General features: G+C 72.8%; 19 protein-coding genes. 9 read left to right on the top strand and 10 right to left on the bottom strand.

Annotated elements, in window-relative coordinates; translation table 11 throughout:
• Positions 1-46: 46 nt before the first annotated feature.
• On the top strand, positions 47-679 hold the full coding sequence (locus tag QWM81_RS05675) for a TetR/AcrR family transcriptional regulator (protein ID WP_290110411.1): 633 nt from the start codon (positions 47-49) through the stop codon (positions 677-679).
• Here the strand turns inward: QWM81_RS05675 and QWM81_RS05670 are convergent.
• The 3 genes from QWM81_RS05670 to QWM81_RS05660 all read right to left on the bottom strand — a co-directional run bounded on the left by QWM81_RS05670 (position 667) and on the right by QWM81_RS05660 (position 5,615).
• Positions 667-1,878, bottom strand: coding sequence for an MFS transporter (locus QWM81_RS05670; RefSeq protein ID WP_290110410.1), 1,212 nt, complete (start codon positions 1,876-1,878; stop codon positions 667-669). The two genes, QWM81_RS05675 and QWM81_RS05670, sit on opposite strands and share 13 nt — an antisense overlap.
• Entirely contained in the window at positions 1,878-3,299 is a 1,422-nt protein-coding gene (locus QWM81_RS05665) for a CitMHS family transporter (RefSeq protein ID WP_290110409.1), read from the bottom strand. Before QWM81_RS05665 ends, QWM81_RS05670 begins: the two co-directional genes overlap by 1 nt.
• 120 nt (positions 3,300-3,419) lie before the next feature.
• Positions 3,420-5,615 carry a molybdopterin oxidoreductase family protein gene (locus tag QWM81_RS05660; RefSeq protein ID WP_290110408.1) on the bottom strand — a complete coding sequence of 732 codons (2,196 nt, stop codon included), beginning with the start codon at positions 5,613-5,615 and terminating at the stop codon, positions 3,420-3,422.
• A 313-nt stretch (positions 5,616-5,928) separates the two neighbouring features.
• On the opposite strand from QWM81_RS05660, the gene hmgA reads away from it, so the two are divergent.
• The 4 genes from hmgA to QWM81_RS05640 all read left to right on the top strand — a co-directional run bounded on the left by hmgA (position 5,929) and on the right by QWM81_RS05640 (position 10,558).
• The gene (hmgA, locus tag QWM81_RS05655; RefSeq protein ID WP_290110407.1) at positions 5,929-7,263 is read left to right on the top strand and encodes a homogentisate 1,2-dioxygenase; all 1,335 of its coding nucleotides are present in this window, start codon (positions 5,929-5,931) and stop codon (positions 7,261-7,263) included.
• Positions 7,264-7,275: 12 nt separating this feature from the next.
• Positions 7,276-8,025, top strand: a complete 750-nt coding sequence (locus QWM81_RS05650) for a GntR family transcriptional regulator (RefSeq protein ID WP_290110405.1) — start codon at positions 7,276-7,278, stop codon at positions 8,023-8,025.
• Between the two features lie 14 nt (positions 8,026-8,039).
• Complete coding sequence (locus tag QWM81_RS05645; protein WP_290110403.1) at positions 8,040-9,242, top strand: type ISP restriction/modification enzyme; 1,203 nt, start codon at positions 8,040-8,042, stop codon at positions 9,240-9,242.
• A 116-nt stretch (positions 9,243-9,358) separates the two neighbouring features.
• Positions 9,359-10,558: a CaiB/BaiF CoA transferase family protein gene (locus QWM81_RS05640; RefSeq protein ID WP_290110402.1), complete on the top strand. Its 1,200-nt coding sequence runs from the start codon at positions 9,359-9,361 to the stop codon at positions 10,556-10,558.
• A gap of 336 nt (positions 10,559-10,894) precedes the next feature.
• On the opposite strand, the gene QWM81_RS05635 is transcribed toward QWM81_RS05640, so the two are convergent.
• Entirely contained in the window at positions 10,895-11,152 is a 258-nt protein-coding gene (locus tag QWM81_RS05635) for a hypothetical protein (protein WP_290110401.1), read from the bottom strand.
• A 189-nt stretch (positions 11,153-11,341) separates the two neighbouring features.
• On the opposite strand from QWM81_RS05635, the gene QWM81_RS05630 reads away from it, so the two are divergent.
• A complete protein-coding gene (locus QWM81_RS05630; RefSeq protein WP_290110400.1) occupies positions 11,342-12,958 on the top strand; it encodes a serine/threonine-protein kinase in 1,617 nt (538 codons plus the stop codon).
• Here QWM81_RS05630 and QWM81_RS05625 read toward each other — a convergent pair.
• A complete protein-coding gene (locus tag QWM81_RS05625; RefSeq protein ID WP_290110399.1) occupies positions 12,942-13,751 on the bottom strand; it encodes an SGNH/GDSL hydrolase family protein in 810 nt (269 codons plus the stop codon). The two genes, QWM81_RS05630 and QWM81_RS05625, sit on opposite strands and share 17 nt — an antisense overlap.
• A 470-nt stretch (positions 13,752-14,221) precedes the next feature.
• On the opposite strand from QWM81_RS05625, the gene QWM81_RS05620 reads away from it, so the two are divergent.
• Positions 14,222-15,331 (top strand): DUF5925 domain-containing protein, encoded by a 1,110-nt coding sequence (locus QWM81_RS05620; RefSeq protein ID WP_290110398.1) that lies wholly within the window; start codon positions 14,222-14,224, stop codon positions 15,329-15,331.
• On the opposite strand, the gene QWM81_RS05615 is transcribed toward QWM81_RS05620, so the two are convergent.
• Positions 15,328-15,705 (bottom strand): GntR family transcriptional regulator, encoded by a 378-nt coding sequence (locus QWM81_RS05615; RefSeq protein WP_290110397.1) that lies wholly within the window; start codon positions 15,703-15,705, stop codon positions 15,328-15,330. The two genes, QWM81_RS05620 and QWM81_RS05615, sit on opposite strands and share 4 nt — an antisense overlap.
• Positions 15,706-15,776: 71 nt before the next feature.
• On the opposite strand from QWM81_RS05615, the gene QWM81_RS05610 reads away from it, so the two are divergent.
• Both QWM81_RS05610 and QWM81_RS05605 read left to right on the top strand, forming a co-directional pair.
• A complete protein-coding gene (locus QWM81_RS05610; RefSeq protein ID WP_290110396.1) occupies positions 15,777-16,700 on the top strand; it encodes a GNAT family N-acetyltransferase in 924 nt (307 codons plus the stop codon).
• Positions 16,681-17,172: a ribonuclease FAU-1 family protein gene (locus QWM81_RS05605; RefSeq protein ID WP_290110395.1), complete on the top strand. Its 492-nt coding sequence runs from the start codon at positions 16,681-16,683 to the stop codon at positions 17,170-17,172. Before QWM81_RS05610 ends, QWM81_RS05605 begins: the two co-directional genes overlap by 20 nt.
• On the opposite strand, the gene QWM81_RS05600 is transcribed toward QWM81_RS05605, so the two are convergent.
• From QWM81_RS05600 to QWM81_RS05585, 4 genes are read right to left on the bottom strand one after another with little or no spacing between them, the layout of a single operon-like run.
• On the bottom strand, positions 17,151-17,381 hold the full coding sequence (locus QWM81_RS05600) for a hypothetical protein (RefSeq protein WP_290110394.1): 231 nt from the start codon (positions 17,379-17,381) through the stop codon (positions 17,151-17,153). The genes QWM81_RS05605 and QWM81_RS05600 overlap by 22 nt on opposite strands.
• A complete protein-coding gene (locus QWM81_RS05595; protein WP_290110393.1) occupies positions 17,378-18,874 on the bottom strand; it encodes a tripartite tricarboxylate transporter permease in 1,497 nt (498 codons plus the stop codon). The genes QWM81_RS05600 and QWM81_RS05595 overlap by 4 nt, the downstream gene beginning before the upstream one ends.
• The gene (locus tag QWM81_RS05590; RefSeq protein ID WP_290110391.1) at positions 18,874-19,392 is read right to left on the bottom strand and encodes a tripartite tricarboxylate transporter TctB family protein; all 519 of its coding nucleotides are present in this window, start codon (positions 19,390-19,392) and stop codon (positions 18,874-18,876) included. Before QWM81_RS05590 ends, QWM81_RS05595 begins: the two co-directional genes overlap by 1 nt.
• Positions 19,389-20,372 carry a Bug family tripartite tricarboxylate transporter substrate binding protein gene (locus tag QWM81_RS05585; protein WP_290110390.1) on the bottom strand — a complete coding sequence of 328 codons (984 nt, stop codon included), beginning with the start codon at positions 20,370-20,372 and terminating at the stop codon, positions 19,389-19,391. Before QWM81_RS05585 ends, QWM81_RS05590 begins: the two co-directional genes overlap by 4 nt.
• Positions 20,373-20,451 lie beyond the last annotated feature (79 nt).

Raw genomic sequence — 20,451 nt, 5'->3', positions numbered from 1 at the left:
CCTCCGTGTGGGCATCCGGGAAGACCTGATGACAGGAGGCTGCGCCATGGGACGGCCGCGCACACCACTGCTCGACCGGGCACGCATCACCACGACGGCGCTCGAACTGGTCGACGCGCACGGGGAGTTCAGCGTGCCGCGGATCGCCCGGCGGCTGGGCGCGCAGACCGGCTCGGTGTACCACCATGTGGACGGCAGGGACGGCATCGTGGAGCTGATGCGGGAGCGGATCTGCGAGGCGATCGACTCGGCCACCCTGGACGCGGCGCCCTGGGACGCGGCCCTGGCCGCCTGGGCGCGCTCCTACCGCGCGGCCTTCGCCGCGCACCCGCGCGCGATCCCGCTGCTGATGACGTCACCGGTACGGGCGCCGAAGGTGCTTGAGCAGTACGAGCGGGCCGTGGGCCTGCTGTTGGGTGCCGGGTTCGCGGCGGCGGACGTCATGCCGGTGCTCACCGGCCTGGAGAATTTGGTCCTGGGCTCCGCCTTGGACCTGGCCGCCCCCGAGACCATGTGGGAGCTGCCCGAGGAGATCAGCACCCCGCAGCTCGCCCGCGCCCTGGCGGCGGTCGGCGCGGGACGGGCCGACGCGGCGTTCGAGGTGGCCCTGGAAGGGCTGATCGCCCACTGCCGGACGCTGCTCGGCGAGGCGCCGGGCAGCCGGCGTCAGGCCCGCTGACGCGGCACGCGGCGGCCCGTCCGCGTCGTACGGACCGCGTCGGGCACCCGCCCCACCCGTACCCCCAGGCCCGCCGCCGCCAGGAGCAGGGTGCCCAGCATGACGAACGGGGCGGCCGTTCCGGCGAGTCCGGCGACCAGTCCGGCGGACGCGGGGGCCGCCACCTGGCCGAGACGGTTGCCCGTCAGGCGCAGGGCGAGGGCGGTGGAGCGGGCCTCGGCGGGGGCGGCCTGGACCACCGTGGTCATCGACAGCGGCTGGCCGACACCGAGGCAGAAGCCGAGCAGGGCCAGCATGAGGGCGAGCGCCCACACCGGGACGGGCAGCGCGATGCCCGCGCACAGCAGACCGGCGAGCAGACACGTCACGGTCAGCAGCACCGTACGGCCGATGAGCCGGATCATCCGGGTCATGACCAGCCGGCAGGCGATCGTGGCGGCGGCGCGCAGGCTCAGCAGCAGGCCGACGGTGGCCGGGGCGATGGAGCGCTGTTCGCCGATGACCGGCAGGTAGGCGGTCAGGACGTCGGTCGCGGACAGTACGGCGAGGCTGATCAGGATCCCGGCCGGGACTCCCCGCGTCCGCAGGATGCGGCGCACGGGCACCTTGTCCGGCTCCACGCGCGCGTGCCCGGTGTTCACCCGGTGCTCGACGCGCCACAGCGAGGCGACGGAGAAGGCGGCGACGGCCGCCGAGACGACCAGGGCGAGGGCGCTGGTGCCGCCCATGTCATCGCCGATGAGCAGGCCCGCCGCGACCGGTCCGACGAGCTGGCCGAGGGAGGCCCCGATGGTGAAGTGGCCGAAGTTGCGGTCCTGTTCGGCGGGGGCCGACTGGCGGGCGACGATCGACTGCGCGCCGATCACGAAGCACAGGTGGCCCAGCCCCATGACGCCGCTCCACGCCGCCATCCACCCCAGCGAGCCCGCCGTACCGCTCGCCGCGCACCCGCCCGCGATGAGCGCGACCCCGGCCGGCAGCAGCGGCGCGCACCGCCCCCGGTCGGTCCTGCGCCCCAGCGGTACGGCGGCGAACAGCGGCAGCAACGCGTAGGCGCCCGCGATGAGGCCGATGGCGCGCTCGTCGGCGCCCAGGGACAGGGCCCGGTAGGAAACGGCGGGCCGCGCCATCGACACCGCCGCCTGCGCGAAGCAGAAGGCGATGACGAGGCGCAGCAGCCAGTACCGGTTCCCCCGCATCAGATGATGCCGAAGAGGATTCCCGCGCCGAGCACCACCAGCGAGGTGAGCGCGGCCCACTTCACCGTGAACCGGGTGTGGTCGCCGAACTCGACCTTGGCCATGCCGACCAGCACGTACACCGCCGGCACCAGCGGGCTGGACATGTGCAGGGCCTGGCCGACGAGCGAGGCACGGGCGATCTCCAGCGGCGAGACGCCGTGTGCGGCACCGGCCTCGGCGAGGACGGGCAGCACGCCGAAGTAGAAGCCGTCGTTCGACATGAAGTACGTCAGCGGCAGGCTCAGCAGGCCGGTGACGAGCGCCATGTGCGGGCCCATGCCCTCGGGGATGGCGCCGACGAGCCAGTCGGCCATGTGCTTGACCATGCCGGTGCCGGTGAGGACGCCGGTGAAGACGGCGGCGGCGAAGACCATGCCGGCGACATTGAGGACGTTGTCGGCGTGGGCGGCGATCCGGGCCTTCTGGTCGGGCATGTGCGGGAAGTTGACCGTGAGGGCGAGGGCAGCGCCGATGAGGAAGAGCACGGGAATGGGCAGCAGCTCCATGATCATGGAGGTGAGCAGCGCCACGGTGAGGGCCGCGTTGAACCAGTACAGCTTGGGGCGGAGGGTGGGGCGGTTCGGGTCGAGGCCCTGGAAGCCCCCGCCCGGGCCGTCGCCGTCGCCTGCCTCGCCGCCCTCGCCGCCCTGGCCTCCGTCTCCCGTGCCGCCGCCCGTGGGGGCCGCCGGGGGACGCTCCTCGCCGCCGCCGGCCTTGACCAGCACGCTTTCGGACTGCGGCTCCAGGACCTCTTCCAGGCTGAGGTAGCCGATGCGCTTGCGCTCCCGCAGCCCCAGGACGTAGGCGAGGACGAAGACGAAGAGGAGACCCACGGCGAGGGCGGGGATCATCGGTACGAAGATGTCGCCGGCGTCGAGCTTGAGGGCGGTGGCGGCGCGGGCGGTGGGGCCGCCCCAGGGGAGGGTGTTCATCACGCCGTTGGCGGTGGCGGCGATGCCGGTCATCACCACCAGGCTCATCTTCAGGCGCTTGTAGAGCGGGTACATCGCCGAGACGGTGATCATGAAGGTGGTGGAGCCGTCGCCGTCCAGCGAGACGATCGCGGCGAGCACCGCCGTACCGACCACCACACGCATCGGGTCGGCCTTGCAGAAGCGCAGGATGCCCCGGACGATCGGGTCGAAGAGGCCGACGTCGATCATCACGCCGAAGTAGACGATGGCGAACATCAGCATCGCGGCGGTGGGCGCCAGGTTGCCGACGCCTTCGATGACGTAGTCGCCGAGCTGCGCGCCCTGTCCCACCAGGACGCAGAAGAGGGCGGGGATGAGGACGAGCGCCGCGATCGGCGACATCTTTTTCATCATGATCAGGACCAGGAAGGTCGCGATCATGACGAATCCGAGGATTGTCAGCATGGAGGACACCTAACGTTCACCCTTGAACTCCACCGGGGGCGGCGGTTCGGATGACGTTAGGTGTCGCGTTGAGCCGTTAACAAGGTGTTGACGTGTGAGCAATACGAGCAAAACCCCAGGTCATCGCAGTGGTGATACATGCACGGGGAAGCCGTTGAGCACGGCGGTGCCGGACAGGGGGTCGAGCCGGGTCCCGTCGAGGAGCTGGTTGACGTTGACGCCGGGACGCTCCGCGGCGACCGACATCCGCGTTCCGGGCCGGTCGTGCCCCCAGCCGTGCGGGAGGCTGACCACTCCCCTGCGTACGGTGTCGGTGATTTCCACCGGGGCCTGGATCTCTCCGCCGTCGGCCTGGACGCGGGCGGGCGCGCCGTCCGCGAGACCGAGGCGGGCCGCGTCGTCGGGGTGGACCTGGAGGGTACAGGTGTTGCTGCCGCGGTTGAGGGTGCGGATGTTGTGCATCCAGCTGTTGTTGGAGCGCAGGTGGCGGCGGCCGACGAGGACGAGTTCGGCCGGCCGCTCCCGGAGTGCGGCGCGCAGCCGGGGCAGGTCGGCGGCGATCGGGGCGGGCAGCAGCTCGACGCGGCCGCTGCGGGTCTTGAGCAGCTGCGGGATACGGGGCTTGAGGGGGCCGAGGTCGATGCCGTGCGGCTCCTCGCGCAGCCGGTCCAGGGTCAGCCTGTACGGGCCGAGGCGCAGCATCAGGTCCAGGCGCCGTTCGGCGCCGGTGCGGCCGGTGAGCCGGGCCGCGTACTCCTCGGGGTCCTGCCCGTACGCGGGTGAGTGCGGCTCGGTGACGGCCTTGGCGAGGGTGCGCTCGACGACCATGTCGTCCACGGCCCCGGGGTCGGCGCCGTGCATGCCGGAGACCGCGAGGATCAGCCGGGCGTGGATCTCGCACTCGTCCATCCGTCCCGTCTCCAGGGGGAGGGCGGCGGGGCTGTAACGGACCTGGTCGCGTACGGCGAAGCCGTTGAACGCGAAGTCGAAGTGGGCGCTCTGCGCGGGCGGCGGCGGGGGCAGGACCACATCGGCGTGGCGTGAGGTCTCGTTCAGGTACGGATCGACGCTCACCATGAAGTCCAGTTCGCCGAGCGCGCGGTCGAGGCGGTCACCGTCCGGCGCGGAGAGGACGGGGTTGGCGGCGATGGAGATGAGCGCGCGGACCCGGCCGTCGCCCGGGGTCTCGATCTCCTCGGCGAGGGCGGCCATGGGCAGTTCGCCCTTGGCCTCGGGGTGGCCGGACACCCGGCTCGCCCAGCGGCCGAGCGCGAAGCCCTTGCCGGGGCCGGCCGGGCGGGGCGCCGGGGCGGTGGCGGAGAGCGGGAAGAGCGCGCCGCCGGGCCGGTCCAGGTTGCCGGTCAGTACGTTGAGGACGTCGACCAGCCAGTTGGTGAGGGTGCCGTACGCGACGGTGCTGCCGCCGATCCGCCCGTACACGGCCGCCGCCGGCGCCGCCGCCAGCTCGCGGGCGAGCGTACGGATGGTGCCGGCGTCCACGTCGCACGCGGCGGCCACGGCCTCGGGTGTGAACTCCTCTACCGCCGCCTGGACTTCCGCGACGCCCTCCACATGCGCGGCCTGCGGCCCGAGTCCGGTGAGGCCCTCCTCGTACAGCACGTGCGTGAGCGCGGCGAGCAGCAGCGCGTCCGTGCCGGGGCGGATGGCGACGTGCCGGTCGGCGAGGCGAGCCGTGCGGGTGCGGCGCGGGTCCACGACGGTGAGGGTGCCACCGCGTTCGCGCAGCGCCTTGAGCTTGCCGGGGAAGTCGGGGGCGGTGCACAGGCTGCCGTTGGAGTCCAGCGGGTTGGCGCCGATGACCAGCAGGTGGGCGGTGCGGTCGAGGTCCGGGACGGGCACGGCGTACGGGTCGCCGAACATCAGGCCGGTGGAGACGTGCTTGGGCATCTGGTCGAGGGTGGAGGCGGTGAACACGTTGCGGGTGCGCAGGGCGCCGAGGAGGACGGGCGGGTAGAGGCCGCCGGCCATGGTGTGGACGTTGGGGTTGCCGAGGACCACGCCCACGGCGTTCGCCCCGCACCGCTCCACGAGCGGCGGCACGCGGCGCGCGATGAGCCCGAAGGCCTCCTCCCAGGTGGTCTCCCGGAGGGTGCCGTCCGTGCGTACGAGAGGTGCGCGCAGCCGGTCCGGGTCGGCGTCGAGCTCGCCGAACGAGGCGCCCTTGGGGCAGATGAACCCCCGGCTGAAGACATCCTCCCGGTCCCCGCGCGCGCCGGTGACCCGGTTGCCGTCGAGAGTGAGGGTGAGCCCGCAGGTGGCTTCGCAGAGCGGGCAGATACGCAGGGCGGTGGGCATGGGGGCCTCCCCGGAGCGGCAGCGGCGACAACGCGCGAACCCGGCCGAGCATACCGACCGGTACGCACGGTGGCGATGCCCTGGCACAGTCCGGAGTCGGCCCCCGATACGCGTGGAGCAGCCGCCGGGTCTGGACCATCAGCTCCGGGTCGCCCGGCGGGCCGCACGGAAGGCGTGATGCCGTGCCCGGCGGGTGGAACCTCCGTCCCGTCCGGGCCGTCCAAGACCTGCCCCCGTTGACGCGGGACCGCGCGGAATCCTACGGTCTTGCATAGGATTCTTTTGGTGACACACGCAGCGGCAGGAGCGGGCGATGACGAGTGACGGCGCCGAACACGCGAACGAACAGGCGAGGAAGATCGCCGAAGGCTTGGAGTACGCCTCCGGATTCGGCAACGAGCACAGCTCCGAGGCCCTGCCGGGCGCGCTGCCACAGGGCCGCAACTCGCCCCAGCGGGCACCACTCGGCCTGTACGCCGAGCAGCTGAGCGGCTCCGCGTTCACCGAGCCGCGCGCCCACAACCGCCGCACGTGGCTCTACCGGATCCGCCCGTCCGCCGCGCACCCGCCCTTCACGCGCACCGACAACGGCGCGATCCGCACGGCCCCCTTCACCGAGACCGTCCCCGACCCCAACCGGCTGCGCTGGAACCCGCTGCCGGACCCGGCTCCCGGCACCGACTGGCTGGCCGGCCTGTGGACGCTCGGCGGCAACGGCGACGCCACCCAGCGCACCGGCATGGCCGTGCACCTCTACCACGCCAACGCCCCCATGGAGCGGGTGTTCAGCGACGCGGACGGCGAGCTGCTGATCGTGCCCGAGCGCGGCGGTCTGCTGCTCCGCACCGAGCTGGGCGTGCTCGCCGCCCGCCCCGGCGAGGTGGCGCTGATCCCGCGTGGCGTGCGCTTCCGCGTCGAGCTCCTCGACGACACCGCGCGCGGGTACGTGTGCGAGAACTACGGCCGGCCCTTCCAGCTCCCCGACCTCGGCCCGATCGGCGCCAACGGCCTGGCCAACCCCCGCGACTTCCGGGCGCCCGTCGCCGCCTACGAGGACGCCGAGGGCGAGATCGAGGTGGTGAACAAGTTCTGCGGCAACCTGTGGACCGCGACGTACCACCACTCGCCGCTGGACGTCGTCGCCTGGCACGGCAACCACGTCCCGTACGTCTACGACCTGCGCACCTTCAACGTCCTCGGGACGATCTCGTACGACCACCCCGACCCGTCGATCTTCACCGTCCTCACCTCGCCGTCCGACACCCCCGGCCTCGCCGGCGTCGACTTCGTCGTCTTCGCGCCGCGCTGGCTGGTCGGCGAGGACACCTTCCGCCCGCCGTACTTCCACCGCAACGTGATGAGCGAGTACATGGGCCTGATCGAGGGCGCGTACGACGCGAAGGCCGAAGGCTTCGTCCCCGGCGGCGGCTCGCTGCACAACATGATGTCGGCGCACGGCCCGGACCGGGAGACGTTCGACAAGGCGAGCGCCGCCGAGCTGAAGCCGCAGAAGGTCGACGACGGTCTGGCCTTCATGTTCGAGACGCGCTGGCCCGTCACGGCCACCGCCCAGGCGGCGAACGCGGACCACCTGCAGCGGGGCTACGACGACGTATGGCAGGGTCTGGAGCGCCACTTTCGGCCGTAGTACGGAGGAAAAGTGACCGCCTTCGCCCCCGACTCGCTGGTCCTCAACCGCAAGCTCCCGCTCTGGTACCAGGTCTCGCAGTCCCTGCGCGCCTCGATACTCGGGCGGGCGCCGGACGCCTCGCTGCGGCTGCCCACCGAGGAGCAACTGGCCGCGCACTACGGCGTGAGCGTGCTGACCATGCGGCAGGCGCTCAAGGAGCTGGAGGCGGAGGGGCTGATCAGCCGGCACCGCCGGCGCGGCACGTTCATCGAGCCGGGCGCCCGGCGCAGCACGCCGCGCCGGCTGCTCGGTTCGATCGACGCGATCGTGGCGCAGCAGTCGGGGGAGCGGACGGCGATTCTCGGTCACGGCCCCGCCGGGGTGCCGGGTGAACTGGCCGAGCACTTCCCGGACGTGACGCAGGTCATCACGTACAAGCGGCTGCGCTGCGACGGCGAGAGCGGTGAGCCGACCAACTGGGCGGAGAACGCGGTACGTCCGGACGTGGCGGCCGGGATCGACCTGGCCGACCTGGAGCGCTGGCCGATGACGAAGGTCCTGCGGGACGCGGTGGGGGTGCGCATCAGCCGGATCACCGACACGGTGGAGGCGCGCCTCGCCGACCCGGAGACGGCCGAACTGCTCCAGGTCCCGCTGCTGTCGCCGATCCTGCACTACACGGGTGTGACGTACGACGGGGACGGCCGGGTGGTGGATGTGGCGCGCATCCGCTACCGGGGCGACCGGTTCTCGTTCACGGTCACGGTGGAGGCGGACTGAGGGCGGTCACTAGCATGCGGGCCGTGACCGATGATGTGCCGCTGCTCGACGACCTGATGCCCTGGTCCGTGGCGCCGCTGCGGCTGGGGCGTGGCTGGGTCGTCGCCCCGGACGCGGCGACGCTGCGGGCCCGCTGGGACGCGCTGGTGCGGGCCGTGGGCGATGAGCGGGAGGCCCTGTTCCGGCCCAGCCGCGCGCGTACGCTCGCGAGTTCCGTCGCCGCGCTGCCGGGGCAGCGCACCGCGACGGTCAGGCTGTCGCGGGAGGCGGGGCCGTGCCCGGAGCCGGTGCGGCTGGCGCACGGGCCGTTCGACCAGCAGTGGCTGCTGCCCGACCACCGGCTGATCGACGTGGCGCGGCCCGAGCTGTGGCGGGTGGCGGACCAGCGGCAGCTGTTCGCCGTCGAGCAGGGGTACGTGCCGAGGGCGCCGGGGCCCGCGCTGCTGGTGACGGCCGCGCTGCCGGACGGCCGCTCCCCGGCGGGCCGCCCGGGCCGCATCCGGCCGCTGTACCGGCGGCCGGGCGGCCTGGAGCCGAACGTCACGCCCGGGCTGACCGGCCTGCTGAGCGGGCGGTACGGCTGCGAGGTCGCCCCCGAGGACGTGCTGGCCTGGGCGGTGGCCGCCGCCCGCCCCTCCCCGGCCGGGTGCGCCGTGCCGCTGCCCGCCGACCCCGGGGTGTGGGCCTCCGGCGTGGCGCTGGGCCACCGTATGACGGCCGTCCAGGTGCGCGGCGCCCGTGGCGGCGAACGCCCACGGCTGCCCGGCGGCCGCCGCCCGTACGTCCGCGCCGCCATCCCGCCCCGCCCGGCGACGCTGACGTACGACGCGGACGACGAGACCTTGCACGTCGGCGACGGGGGCCGGGTCTCTCCCGTACCGGCCGAGGCCTGGGACTACCGGGTGGGCGGCGTGCGGATGCTGGAGCTGTGGTTCGAGCGCCGCGCCGCGCCGGCCGCCGAGCCGGGTTCCCTGGAGGCGATCGGCCCGGCCGCCTGGCCGCAGGAGTGGACGTCCGAGCTGCTGGAACTGATCACGGTCCTGGCGCTCCAGGCCGCGTTGGAGTCGGATGAACCGGACCTGGCCGGCGTGGCGCTGATCACCCGCACCGACCTCCGCAAGGCGGGCGTGCTCCCCGCCCCCGCCGTAGTCCGCCGCCCCGCGTCCGTACTGGACCCGCACGAAGAGGGACCGGAGGGACAGTTGGCGCTCCTGTGAGCGTTCGGCCGAGGCACTGTGGGCGGTGTGCGCCCCACTGGCGGTACGCGGGGTACGCGGGTACGCGGCCCGGGAGGGGTGACAAGGGTGGCACGTACACGATAGGTACGGCTGTCATGAGCACTCAGCCGCCATTGCCCCTGGACGGGATCACCGTCGTCGCCGTCGAGCAGGCCGTCTCCGCGCCCTTCGCCACCCGCCAGCTCGCCGACCTCGGCGCCCGGGTGATCAAGATCGAGCGGCCGGACGGCGGCGACTTCGCGCGCGGCTACGACACGGCGGCGGCCGGCCTGGCCTCCCACTTCGTCTGGTGCAACCGGGGCAAGGAATCCCTCGCGGTGGACCTGAAGGACCCGCGTGGCATCCAGGTCGTACGCCAACTCGTCGCCGGAGCCGATGTGTTCGTACAGAACCTGGCCCAGGGCGCGGCGGCCCGGCTCGGCCTGGACGCGGCGACCCTGTGCGCGGCACACCCACGGCTGATCGCGGTGGACGTGTCGGGGTACGGGGCGGGCGGCCCGTACGCGCACAAGCGGGCGTACGACATGCTCGTGCAGTGCGAGGCGGGCCTGGTGTCGGTGACCGGGACGCCGGAGCAGCCGGTCAAGGCGGGGATCCCGGCGGCCGACATCGCGGCGGCGATGTACGCCTTCTCCGGGGTGCTGGCGGCGCTGCTGCGGCGTGCGACGACGGGCCGGGGAGGGCCGGTGGAGATCTCCATGCTGGAGTCGCTGGCCGAGTGGATGGGGCATCCGCTGCACCACGGGATGCACGGGGGCGAGGCCCCGGCGCGCACGGGCGTCGCGCACGCCGTCATCGCGCCGTACGACGCCTATGCGACGGCCGACGGCGGTCAGGTGCTGCTGTCGGTGCAGAACGACCGCGAGTGGCGGCGGCTGGCCGAATCGGTGCTGGGCCGGCCGGAGCTGGGCGGGGATCCGGCGTTCGCGACGAACACGGCGCGGGTGGCGCACCGCGAGAAGACGGACGCGGTGGTGGCGCAGGCGCTGGCCGCGCTGGGGACGGCGGAGGCGATCGAGCGCCTGGAGGCGGCGGGTATCGCGTGTGCCCGCCTCAACACGGTCGCGGACGTGGCGGCCCACCCGCAGCTCGCCGCGCGCGACCGGTGGCGGGAGGTGGCGACGCCGGCCGGTCCGTTGCGGGCGATGCTGCCGCCGATCACACTGCCGGGCGGACCGGAGGCCCGGATGGGCGCGGTTCCGGCGCTCGGCGAGCACACGGACGCGGTGCTGCGGGAGCTGGGGCTCCCGGAGGAGGCACGGGCGGTGCTACGGCGGGAGGGTGTGGTGGCCTGACGTCCGGCCCGGGGGGGGCGGGGAGTTACTGTCGGGGGCGGTGGGGAAGCTGGTGCCCAGGAGCGGGGAGCCACTGCCCGGGCGGTGCGGGCTGCTGCCGGTGGGGGCGTGGCCCCTCCCGGCTCGTCTCCTTGAGGCCGACGGCCTTGGGTACGTCGGATGGGGAGCCCAACCTTCGCCGCGATCCTCTGCGGGGACAACCCTGCACGGCCCCGCCCCGGCCGTCGCCCGGCTGCGGACCGTGGGCCCGTAGCCGGGGTGACCTTGCGCAGCGGGTGGGTACGGGCCGGTCGGCGTGCGGGTGTCGTCAGGGGCGGTGGGTGCTTCCGCCCCGGGTCAGCCGTGGTTGCCGAAGAGGGAGCGGCGCAGGCGGCGCAGCGGGGCGAAGAGCCTGACGCGTGCGCTCTTGCTCGTGTGGGCGACGTCACGCGATGTCAATTCCCGCATGAGCAGGGTCGCTTCGGCCGTCTCACGCTGCGGGACGGCCGGACCGCCGAGCACCGAGAGATGCCGGTCGAGGCGCGAACTGGTCGCGCTGCTCCCGCACGTGATGGCAGGCACACGAGGCCTGCTGCGCACTGTTATCTGTTCCATGTCACTCCCCACCCGTACGAGGGCACCCGGCCGCTGCACATTAACCCTATCGTCCCCGCATCACACTCGTGTATCCCGGTGGCGGGATTCACCACACATGTACGAGGGTTGACGACTACCCTCCGAATACGACTGATTCCAGCGTGAGTTGGACATACACGTACCCACGCCGGGAAGGGAGAACCCCCTGTGAGCGAACGGCCGGACGCGGCACGTGTGGTGGCGGGGCGTTACCGATTGCTGAGCCCGCTCGGGCAGGGCGGCATGGGTGTCGTGTGGCGCGCCCGGGACGAGGTGCTGGGCCGTGAGGTCGCGGTCAAGGAGGTGCGGGCACCGGCCGGTCTCGGCGACGCCGACGAGCGGCGGCTGTACGCGCGGCTGGAGCGGGAGGCGTGGGCCGCCGCGCGGATCTCGCACCGGGGCGTGGTGACCGTGTACGACGTGGCGATCGAGGACGGCCGGCCCTGGATCGTGATGGAGCTGGTGCGCGGGCTGACGCTCGCCGAGACCCTCGACGCCGAGGGCCCGATGCCACCGCGGCGGGCCGCCCACATCGGGGCCGAGGTGCTGGCCGCGCTGCGTGCCGCGCACGAGGCGGGGGTGCTGCACCGGGACGTGAAGCCGAGCAATGTGCTGCTCGCCAACGACGGACGGGTGGTGCTGACGGATTTCGGGATCGCCACGGTGGAGGGCACGTCCAACCTGACCATGACGGGTGAGCTGGTCGGTTCGCCCGAGTTCCTGGCGCCGGAGCGGGCGCTCGGGCAGACGCCCGGCCCCGCGTCCGACCTGTGGTCACTGGGTGTGCTGCTGTACGCGGCGGTGGAGGGCCACTCGCCGTTCCGGCAGCACACGCCGCTCAGCACGCTGCGCGCGGTGGTGGACGAGGAGCTGCCGCCGCCGCGCCGGGCGGGTCCGCTCGCGCCGGTCATCGAAGGGCTGCTGCGCAAGGACCCGGCCGAGCGGCTCACGGCCGAGGAGGCCGAGCAGCAGCTGCGCGTCGTGGGCGCCGGCGGAAGCCCGCGTACGGCGCCGGTCCCGGCGGACGGACTCGCCCCCACGGTCGTCGCCGGGGCGTTCCCGGAGGGCACCACCGCACGGGTGCCTCCGTACGGGGTCGCGGATACCACCGCGACGGCCGGCGGCGTTCCGGAGCGGTCGTCGCGGCGTCCCGTGGCCCTGCTGGCGGCGGGTCTCGCCGCCCTGTTGCTGGCGGCCGGCGGGCTCACGTACGCCCTGCTGCGTGACGACGACCCGGGCGGTGGCGGCGGCATCGGCGCCGGTGCCACCTCACCGGGCGTGACCTCCCTGCCCAGCGCCACCCCGACCGGCGGCAACGACACGGCACCGCCACCCCCGCCCAGCAGCCCGCCGCCGCCGGAGACGAGCGGCACCGCGCAGTCGGTGAGCGTGTACGCCCAGGCCGTGCGGGGGAGTTACCGCGGGACGTGTCCGCCACCGGAGGCCGAGGCTCCGTCCTTCAGCGCCACGATCACCGTGGGCCGCACGCCCGCCTCCGTCGAGTACCGCTGGGTGACGGAGAGCGGTGAGAGTTCCGGCCCGGGCTGGAGGACGGTGGAGTTCGCCTCCGGCGGTCCGGCCGAGCGGCGGGTGGAGCATACGGAGCTGACGTACAAGCAGGGGGAAACGCACCGCGACCGGGTCCGGGTGGAGGTCCGGAGCCCGGCCGGGGCGCGTTCCCCCTGGGTGGGCTTCTCGGTCACGTGCGAGGACGAGTCGCCGACGGGCGGGACTCCGACCGGCGAAACGCCGTCACCGAGCGGTTCCGTTACACCGAGGCCCTGAAGGTGGTCAGGTAGCCGCCGGACTGTCCGGCGGCGGTGGGGTGGTAGGACTCGCCGATGTTGATCCAGTTCACGCTGTGCAGCCAGGAGGCGCTCGAGCAGATCTCGTGTCCCGTGAAGGCGGGGACGACGTCGGAGAAGCTGTAGCCGTGGTCGGCGGCGCGTTTGGCGGTCGCCGCGTTGAGGTGGTCGGCCGCGTTGTTGATGGCGCGGCGTTCGTTCTCGGTCATGCCGGCGACGCAGCTGCCGCCGAGCTTGTAGAACCGGGGGTAGCCGAGGACGACGACGCGCGCCGAGGGCGCCTTGGTTCTGATGGCCGAGTACACCGAGTCGAGGCGGCCGGGCAGGGTGGTGTCGACGTAGCGCTTGGCCTCGTTGATGCGTGCGATGCACGTGGCCTCGGACTGGAGGACGCAGGTGGTCATCACATCGGCGAATCCGGCGTCGTTGCCGCCGATGGTGATGGAGACGAGGTCGGTGGCGGAGGAGAGGGGTCCGAGCTGGCCGGCCGTCACGTCGTTGGTACGGGCGCCGGAGCAGGCGGTGAACGCGAAGGAGGCGGGTGAATTGGCGGCCGCCCACAGGGCGGGGTAGGCGCGGGGGGTGCGCTTGCAGGTGCCGCTGGAGGCGTCGTAGGCGCCGGCGCCCACTCCGGAGGAGTACGAGTCGCCGAGGGCGACGTAGTCGAGGGCTGCGGCCGACGAGGCGGCCTGCGCCGCTCCTGCCCCGGTGAGGGTCAGGGCGGCGCCGAGGAGGAATGAGGTCGTGAAAGCCGCGGCTCGGGACAGTTTCATGGAACCTCCCTTTAGCAGGATTTCTGCCTGAAAATGTCGTAGCAGTGGGGAGTGTCCATGCCAATAGCCCGGTCGGGGGTCGGTTGACGAAACGTCAGTGGCAACTCCGTACGGAGGGTCGATATCCGGGACTCCGGGGCTAAGTCTTCTCCCGTGGCCCTGATTTGACGGCGCGGCTGCCCGGCCGTCCCGGCCCGTGTTGGGCCGGTCGGAGGCGTGCGCGCCGATCGCTGGAATGGCGTCGGCACGGGCCCGGTCCGACGCGCCGTCTCGTGCTCCGTTCGGAGTCTTTCTGCCGCAGGGCGGCATTCGCGCGCCGCGGACAGTATGTGACGCCGCGTCACTGATGGCGGTGCGTTTTTCACTCACCCGAATGAGGGAACTGCCCAGCGGCAGGGCGGGACCGTGCTCGCCCGGACACGTACGTAAACGCCGTGCGTGGAACGCGTGTGTGCCGGATCATGGGGCGCATGCCTGCCAACCCCCAAGACGCTCTGCCGATCCGGCTCACCGTCGACGACAGCGACTCCCCTGCCGACGTCGTCGACGCGCTGTTCCTCGGGCGCTTCGCGACGGGCGAGCAGCCGTACGCGCACAGCTCCACGATCGACCGCGTCAGGCCCGGCGCCACCCTGCTCCCGCCGGGCGCCACGGTGCTGCGCGCCGCCCGCGACGACGACCGCAAGGCCACGCTCGCCGAGGGCGAGGGCTGGACGCTGCTGGTCTCCCGCTGGAACCGGGGCGCCGATGTGACGGTCACGGCGGTGGACTCCGAGCTGGCGGCGAAGGTGCTCAAGCAGGCGACGGACGGCGCGCAGGACGAGCCCGAGCCGCAGCCCGAGAACGTGACCATGGGTTTTTGGTACGTGTCGCCGCGCCGCGGCCCGTACCGCACGACACGCCAGATCGCCGCCGGTACGTGGGACGAGGTGCGGCCCAACTACACGGCGCCGGTCGCCGACGCGATGGGCCGGCTGATGAAGGTCACGCCGGACGACATCGGTGGGCGGCTGCTGCTCCTGCACGGCCCGCCGGGCACGGGCAAGACGTCCGCGCTGCGTACGCTGGCCCGGTCATGGCGGGACTGGTGCCAGGTGGACTGCGTCCTGGACCCCGAGCGGCTGTTCAACGACGTCGGATACCTGATGGACATCGCGATCGGCGAGGACGAGGGCACCGCGAAGGGCCGTTGGCGGCTGCTGCTCCTGGAGGACTGCGACGAGCTGATCCGCGGTGAGGCCAAGCACACGGCGGGCCAGGCCCTTTCGCGGCTGCTGAACCTGACGGACGGGCTGCTGGGCCAGGGGCGAAACGTCCTGGTCGGCGTCACCACCAACGAGGACCTGGAGCGGCTGCACCCGGCGGTGGTCCGCCCCGGCCGGTGCCTCGCCCGCATCGAGGTCGGCCCGCTGACCCGGCCCGAGGCCCTGGCCTGGCTCGGCAGGGAGGCCCACGGGCGGGAGGAAGCCGTCGGCCGGGACGGCGCGACGCTGGCGGAGCTGTACGCGCTGCGCCGCGGCACCGGCCCGGCGGCGATCCCGGACCAGGGGCGCGGCGCGGACGCGGGGCTGTATCTCTAGGACCGCCCGTACGTGGCGCGCAGCGCGTCCTTGACGGCCGCCTCGGCGGCGGCGCGGGACAGCCCCAGGCGGTGGGCCTCGGCGGCGTACGCGGCGGCCGCCGCCGCTGCCTGCCGCTCGGCGGCATCGCCGGCGGCGGCGATGAACGTGCCGCCCCGGCCGCGCGTCTCGATCACGCCGTCCGCCTCCAGCACCCGGTACGCCTTGGCCACCGTGTTCGCGGCCAGGCCCAGCTCCTGTGCGAGGCCCCGGACGGTGGGCAGTTTGCAGCCGACGGGGAGCCGGCCGGAGCGGGCCTGCGCGGAGATCTGGGCGCGCAGCTGTTCGTACGGGGCCGTCGTGGAAGCCGCGTCGATGGAGATCTTCAAGGTCACCGCCCGATTGTCCCCCAGCGCACCGAAATTGGGAGGCGACCATGGCCGGACCGCGCGTACCGTCCGGCGTCATGACTGTCATCGTGCGTGATTTCCGTCCCGAGGACGCCGACGCCGTGAGCAGGGTGCGGCGTGCCGCGCTGCCCTTCGAGGTGACGACGCCCCGCTCGGTCCTGTTCCATGTCGAGTCCGCCAACCCGGCCGGCAAGTACCGGCTGTTGATAGCCGAGATGGACGGCGAGATCGTCGGCACGGCGCAGGTCGGCGTCGCGTACGAGTCCGGAACCCCGGGTCAGTCGTACGCCAATCCGCAGGTCCATCCCGGCCGTCGCGGGCAGGGCGCGGGCGGGCTGCTGCTGCGTACGGCCGAGGAGCACCTGGCGGCCGAGGGCGCGGTGGAGGTGTACGCCTGGGTACTGGACGAGCCGGAGTTCCGGGCGTTCGCGGAGAGACGCGGCTACCGGCCCACCCGGTCCGCGCACTTCCAGCGGCTAGACCTGGCGGGCGGCACCCTGCCGGAGCTGCCGGCGAGGCTCCCGCCGGGCGTCGAGCTGCGCACCGCCGCCGACTACACCGCCGACCCCCGCCCGATGTTCCAGGCGGACGCCGAGGTGACGTCCGACGAGCCGAGCGACATCGGCGCGGAGCTGGACGACTACGAGGACTGGCTGGCCCACACCTGGAACAACCCGCTGCTCGACCTCGGTCTGTCCACGGTCGTGCTGGTGGACGGCGAGGTGGCGGCCTTCACCGCCGCGCACACGGACGGCGAGCGGCGTTACTGGTCGGGCATGACCGGCACCCTGCGCGCCCACCGGGGGCATGGCCTGGCCAAACTCGCGAAGACGGATTCGCTGCGCAGGGCGCGCGCGGCGGGCTGCACGGACGCGTTCACGAGCAACGACGCCGAGAACGGGCCGATGCTGGCGATCAACAAGTGGTTCGGGTACGAGGTCTGCGCGACGGAGGTACGGCATGTCCGCACGTTCGGTTGACGTACGCCTGGTCAAGGCCGGGCGTACGAAGATCCGCTACCCGGCCGAGGTGGTCGCCGACGACGGTACGCACCTGACCGTGCGCGCCCCGTGGGCGGCGGACGGGGTGCGGGACTTCGGGTTCGTACGGTTCGAGCCGGGTGACGTCTTCGTGGAGCACTACTGGCGCGACCGGTGGTACGCGGTGAAGGAGGTGCGGTCCGCCGACACCACGCTCAAGGGCTGGTACTGCGACATCACCCGGCCGGCCGTCGTGGGCGAGGGCGAGGTGGTGGTCGAGGACCTGGACCTTGACGTGTGGGTGTCGGCGGACGGCACGCGGGTGGTGCGCCTGGACGAGGACGAGTTCGAGGCGAGCGGCCTCGCGGACCGGGACCCTCAGGCGGCGACGGCCGCCCGTGCGGCCCTGGACGTACTGGAGGGCCTCGCCCGCGAGGGCCGGCTGCCGGGTCAGGAGACTGGCTTGCGGTAGTGGACGCGGTCGTACGGGCCGTCGGCATGCCGCTTGACGACCTCGTAGCCGTACCGCTCGTACAGCTTCCCCGCCGCAACGTCCGCCGCGTGGTCCGCCTCCATCGGGGCCGGTACGAGGCCGGTCCGCTCGATGTGGTGGTGGTAGGCCGCGTCGGTCAGGGCCTTCACGCGGGGGACGTCGTCGGCGGTCGCGGGGCGAATCGTCATACCGGCAGATGACGACGGCGGGTGATCACCTTCTTCAGCAAGGGCCAGGCCAGCAGGATCACGATCACGGCGTACACGGTCACCGAGAACGGGGTGTTGACCAGGCCCGTCACGCTGCCGTCGCTGATCTGGAGCGCCCGGCGCAGCTGCTGTTCGGCGGCCGGGCCGAGGATGACGCCGATGACGGCGGGCAGCACGGGCAGGCCGTAGCGGCGCATGCCGAATCCGATCAGGCCGATGATCAGCAGGATCACCAGGTCGAGGGTTTCACCGCCGACCGCGTACGCGCCGGTCGCCGCGAAGAAGAGGATTCCGGCGTAGAGGTACGGGCGCGGGACGCGCAGCAGCTTCGCCCACAGGGGCGCGAGCGGCAGGTTCAGCGCGAGCAGCAGCACCATGCCGACGAAGAGGGAGGCGATCAGGCCCCACACCAGGTCGGGTTCGCGCTCGAAGAGCAGCGGGCCCGGCTGGATGCCGTACTGCTGGAAGGCGGCGAGCATCACGGCGGCGACGGCCGTCGTGGGCAGGCCCAGCGTGAGCATGGAGACCAGGGTGCCCGCCGCCGAGGCGGACGCGGCCGACTCCGGTCCGGCCACGCCCTCGATGGCGCCCCGCCCGAACTCGTCCTTGTGCTGGGACAGCCGCTTCTCCGTCACGTACGACAGGAAGGTCGGGATCTCCGCGCCGCCGGCCGGGATCGCGCCGAACGGGAAGCCGATGACCGGCCCGCGCAGCCACGGCTTCCAGGTCCGCTTGACGTCCGCCTTGCCGAGCCAGGGCCGCCCGACCGGGATCGCGTCGCCGCTGGTGCGCCGCAGGTGTGCGGCGACCCACAGGGCTTCGCCGATCGCGAAGAGGCCGACCGCGACGATGACGACGTCGATGCCGTCGGCGAGCTGGAGCGAGCCGAAGGTGAGCCGCTGCTGGCCGGTCATCTGGTCCAGGCCGACGAGGCCGAGGGTGAGCCCGATGAGCAGGGACGCCAGGCCGCGGATGCGGGACGAGCCGAGCACCGAGGTCACGGCGATGAAGGCGAGCACCATGATGGCGAAGTAGTCGGGCGCGCCGATGTCGACCGCGAGCGCGGCGACGGTCGGGGCGAGGACGACCAGCAGGATCGTGCCGATCATGCCGCCGGCGAAGTGGCCGCCCGCGGCCGCCGCGAGGGCCTGGGCGCCGCGGCCCGCCTTGGCCATCGGGTTGCCCTCGATCGCGGCGACGACGGCCGCGCTCTCACCGGGCGTGTTGAGCAGGATGGAGGTGGTGGAGCCGCCGAACATGGCGCCGTAGTAGATGCCGGCGAACATGATGAACGCGCCGGTGGGTTCGAGTCCGTACGTCACGGGAAGCAGCAGCGCGACCGCCATGGCCGGGCCGATGCCGGGCAGGACGCCGATGGCCGTGCCGAGCAGCACCCCTATCGCGGCCCACAGCAGGTTGATGGGGGTCAGGGCCGTGCCGAAGCCGTCGAGGAGGGAGTTCAGGGAATCCATCAGAGCACTCCCATCAGCGGGCCACCGGGCAGGGGGACACCGAGCAGGTTGTTGAAGACGACGTAGGTGACGAGGGAGAGGACGGCAGCGATCAGCGGGTCGCGGTCGGCGCGGCGGCTGCCGAGCGCGTACGCGGAGCCCCAGAAGAGCAGCGCGCCGGCGATGGGGAAGCCGAGCGGGCCGATGAGGACGGCGCCCGCGAGGAAGACTCCGGCGAGCAGCAGGACCGTACGCCAGTCGCTGGGTTCGGACAGGTCGATGTCCTCGCCGGTCTCGGCCTCGCCGCGGCCGCCGCGCAGGACGTCGACGGTGAGGAGGACGGCGACGGCGAGGAGGCCCCCGCCGACGACGAGCGGTACGGTCCTCGGCCCGACCGGCCCGCGCTGGCCGGTGTCGACGTTCATGGTCAGCGCGTCCGTGAGGACGAGCACGCCGATCACGGCGAGCAGCAGGCCGACCCCGAGCTCGGAGTGCTCCCGCAGCCAGGCGCGGCGGCTTCGTGCGAGGGGTGTGGTCACAGTCCCAGCTCCTTCAGGACGGAGTCGACGCGCTCGTTCTGTGTGTCGAGGAACTCCCCGAACGCGTCCCCGGCGAGGAAGGCGTCGTCCCACCCGTTCTTCTTCAGGGATTCCTGCCACTGCGGGGAGGCGTGCAGCTCGCTGACGAGCCCGATGAGCTTGTCGCGCTCGGCGTCGGACAGGCCGGGCGGGGCGACGATGCCGCGCCAGTTGGTGAACTCGGTGTCGAGCCCCGCCTCGCGGAGGGTCGGCGCGTCGAGGCCGGGTACGCGTTCGGGCCCGGTGACGGCGAGGAGCCGCAGCTCGCCCGCCTTGATCTGGTCGAGGTACTCCCCGACACCCGAGACACCGAAGGCGACCTTGTTGCCGAGGATGGAGGCGAGCAGTTCGCCGCCGCCGTCGAAGGGGATGTAGTTCACCGACTTCGGGGAGATCCCGGCGGCCTGCGCCATCAGCATCGGCGCGAGGTGGTCGGGCCCGCCGGGTGACGAGCCGCCGCCCACGGGGAGCTTGGCGGGGTTCTTCCTCCAGGCGGCCAGCAGGTCGTGGATGCTGTTGTACGGGGAGTCCTTGGCGACGACCACGATGTCCTGCTCCTCGGTGAGCCGGGCGATCGGGGTGGTGTCGGCGAGGGTCTTGGGGGATTTGTTGGTGTGTACGGCTCCGACGACGCCGAGGCCCATGGACATGGCGAGCTTGCCGTTGCCGTGCTCGCCGGCGAGCCGGGTCAGGCCGACGGTGCCGCCGGCGCCGGGCAGGTTGAAGACCTCGATGTTGTGGGTGAGGCCCGCGTCCTCGGCGTTCTTGGCCGCGGTGCGCGCCGTGATGTCGTACCCGCCGCCTGGCGTGTTGGGCACCATGAGACGCAGACCGGGGATCTGTGTGCCGGTGTCGGAGCCGCTGCCCGCAGAGAGCAGCGGCGGCCCGACGAGCACCAGCAGCGCCGCCCCGAGGAGGGCGAGAGGGGTGCGCAAACGCACGTGTGCCGCCTTTCGGACCGTGTCTTTTCGGACGTGAAGTGGCCCACATGTTGCCCTCGCGTTAAGAACCTGTCTCCCT

It is taken from the genome of Streptomyces ficellus (genome assembly GCF_030406405.1).
Lineage (GTDB): Bacteria > Actinomycetota > Actinomycetes > Streptomycetales > Streptomycetaceae > Streptomyces > Streptomyces ficellus_B.
The sequence above is the reverse complement of the archived record's forward strand: the minus strand, read 5'-3'. Positions and strand labels throughout refer to the sequence as shown.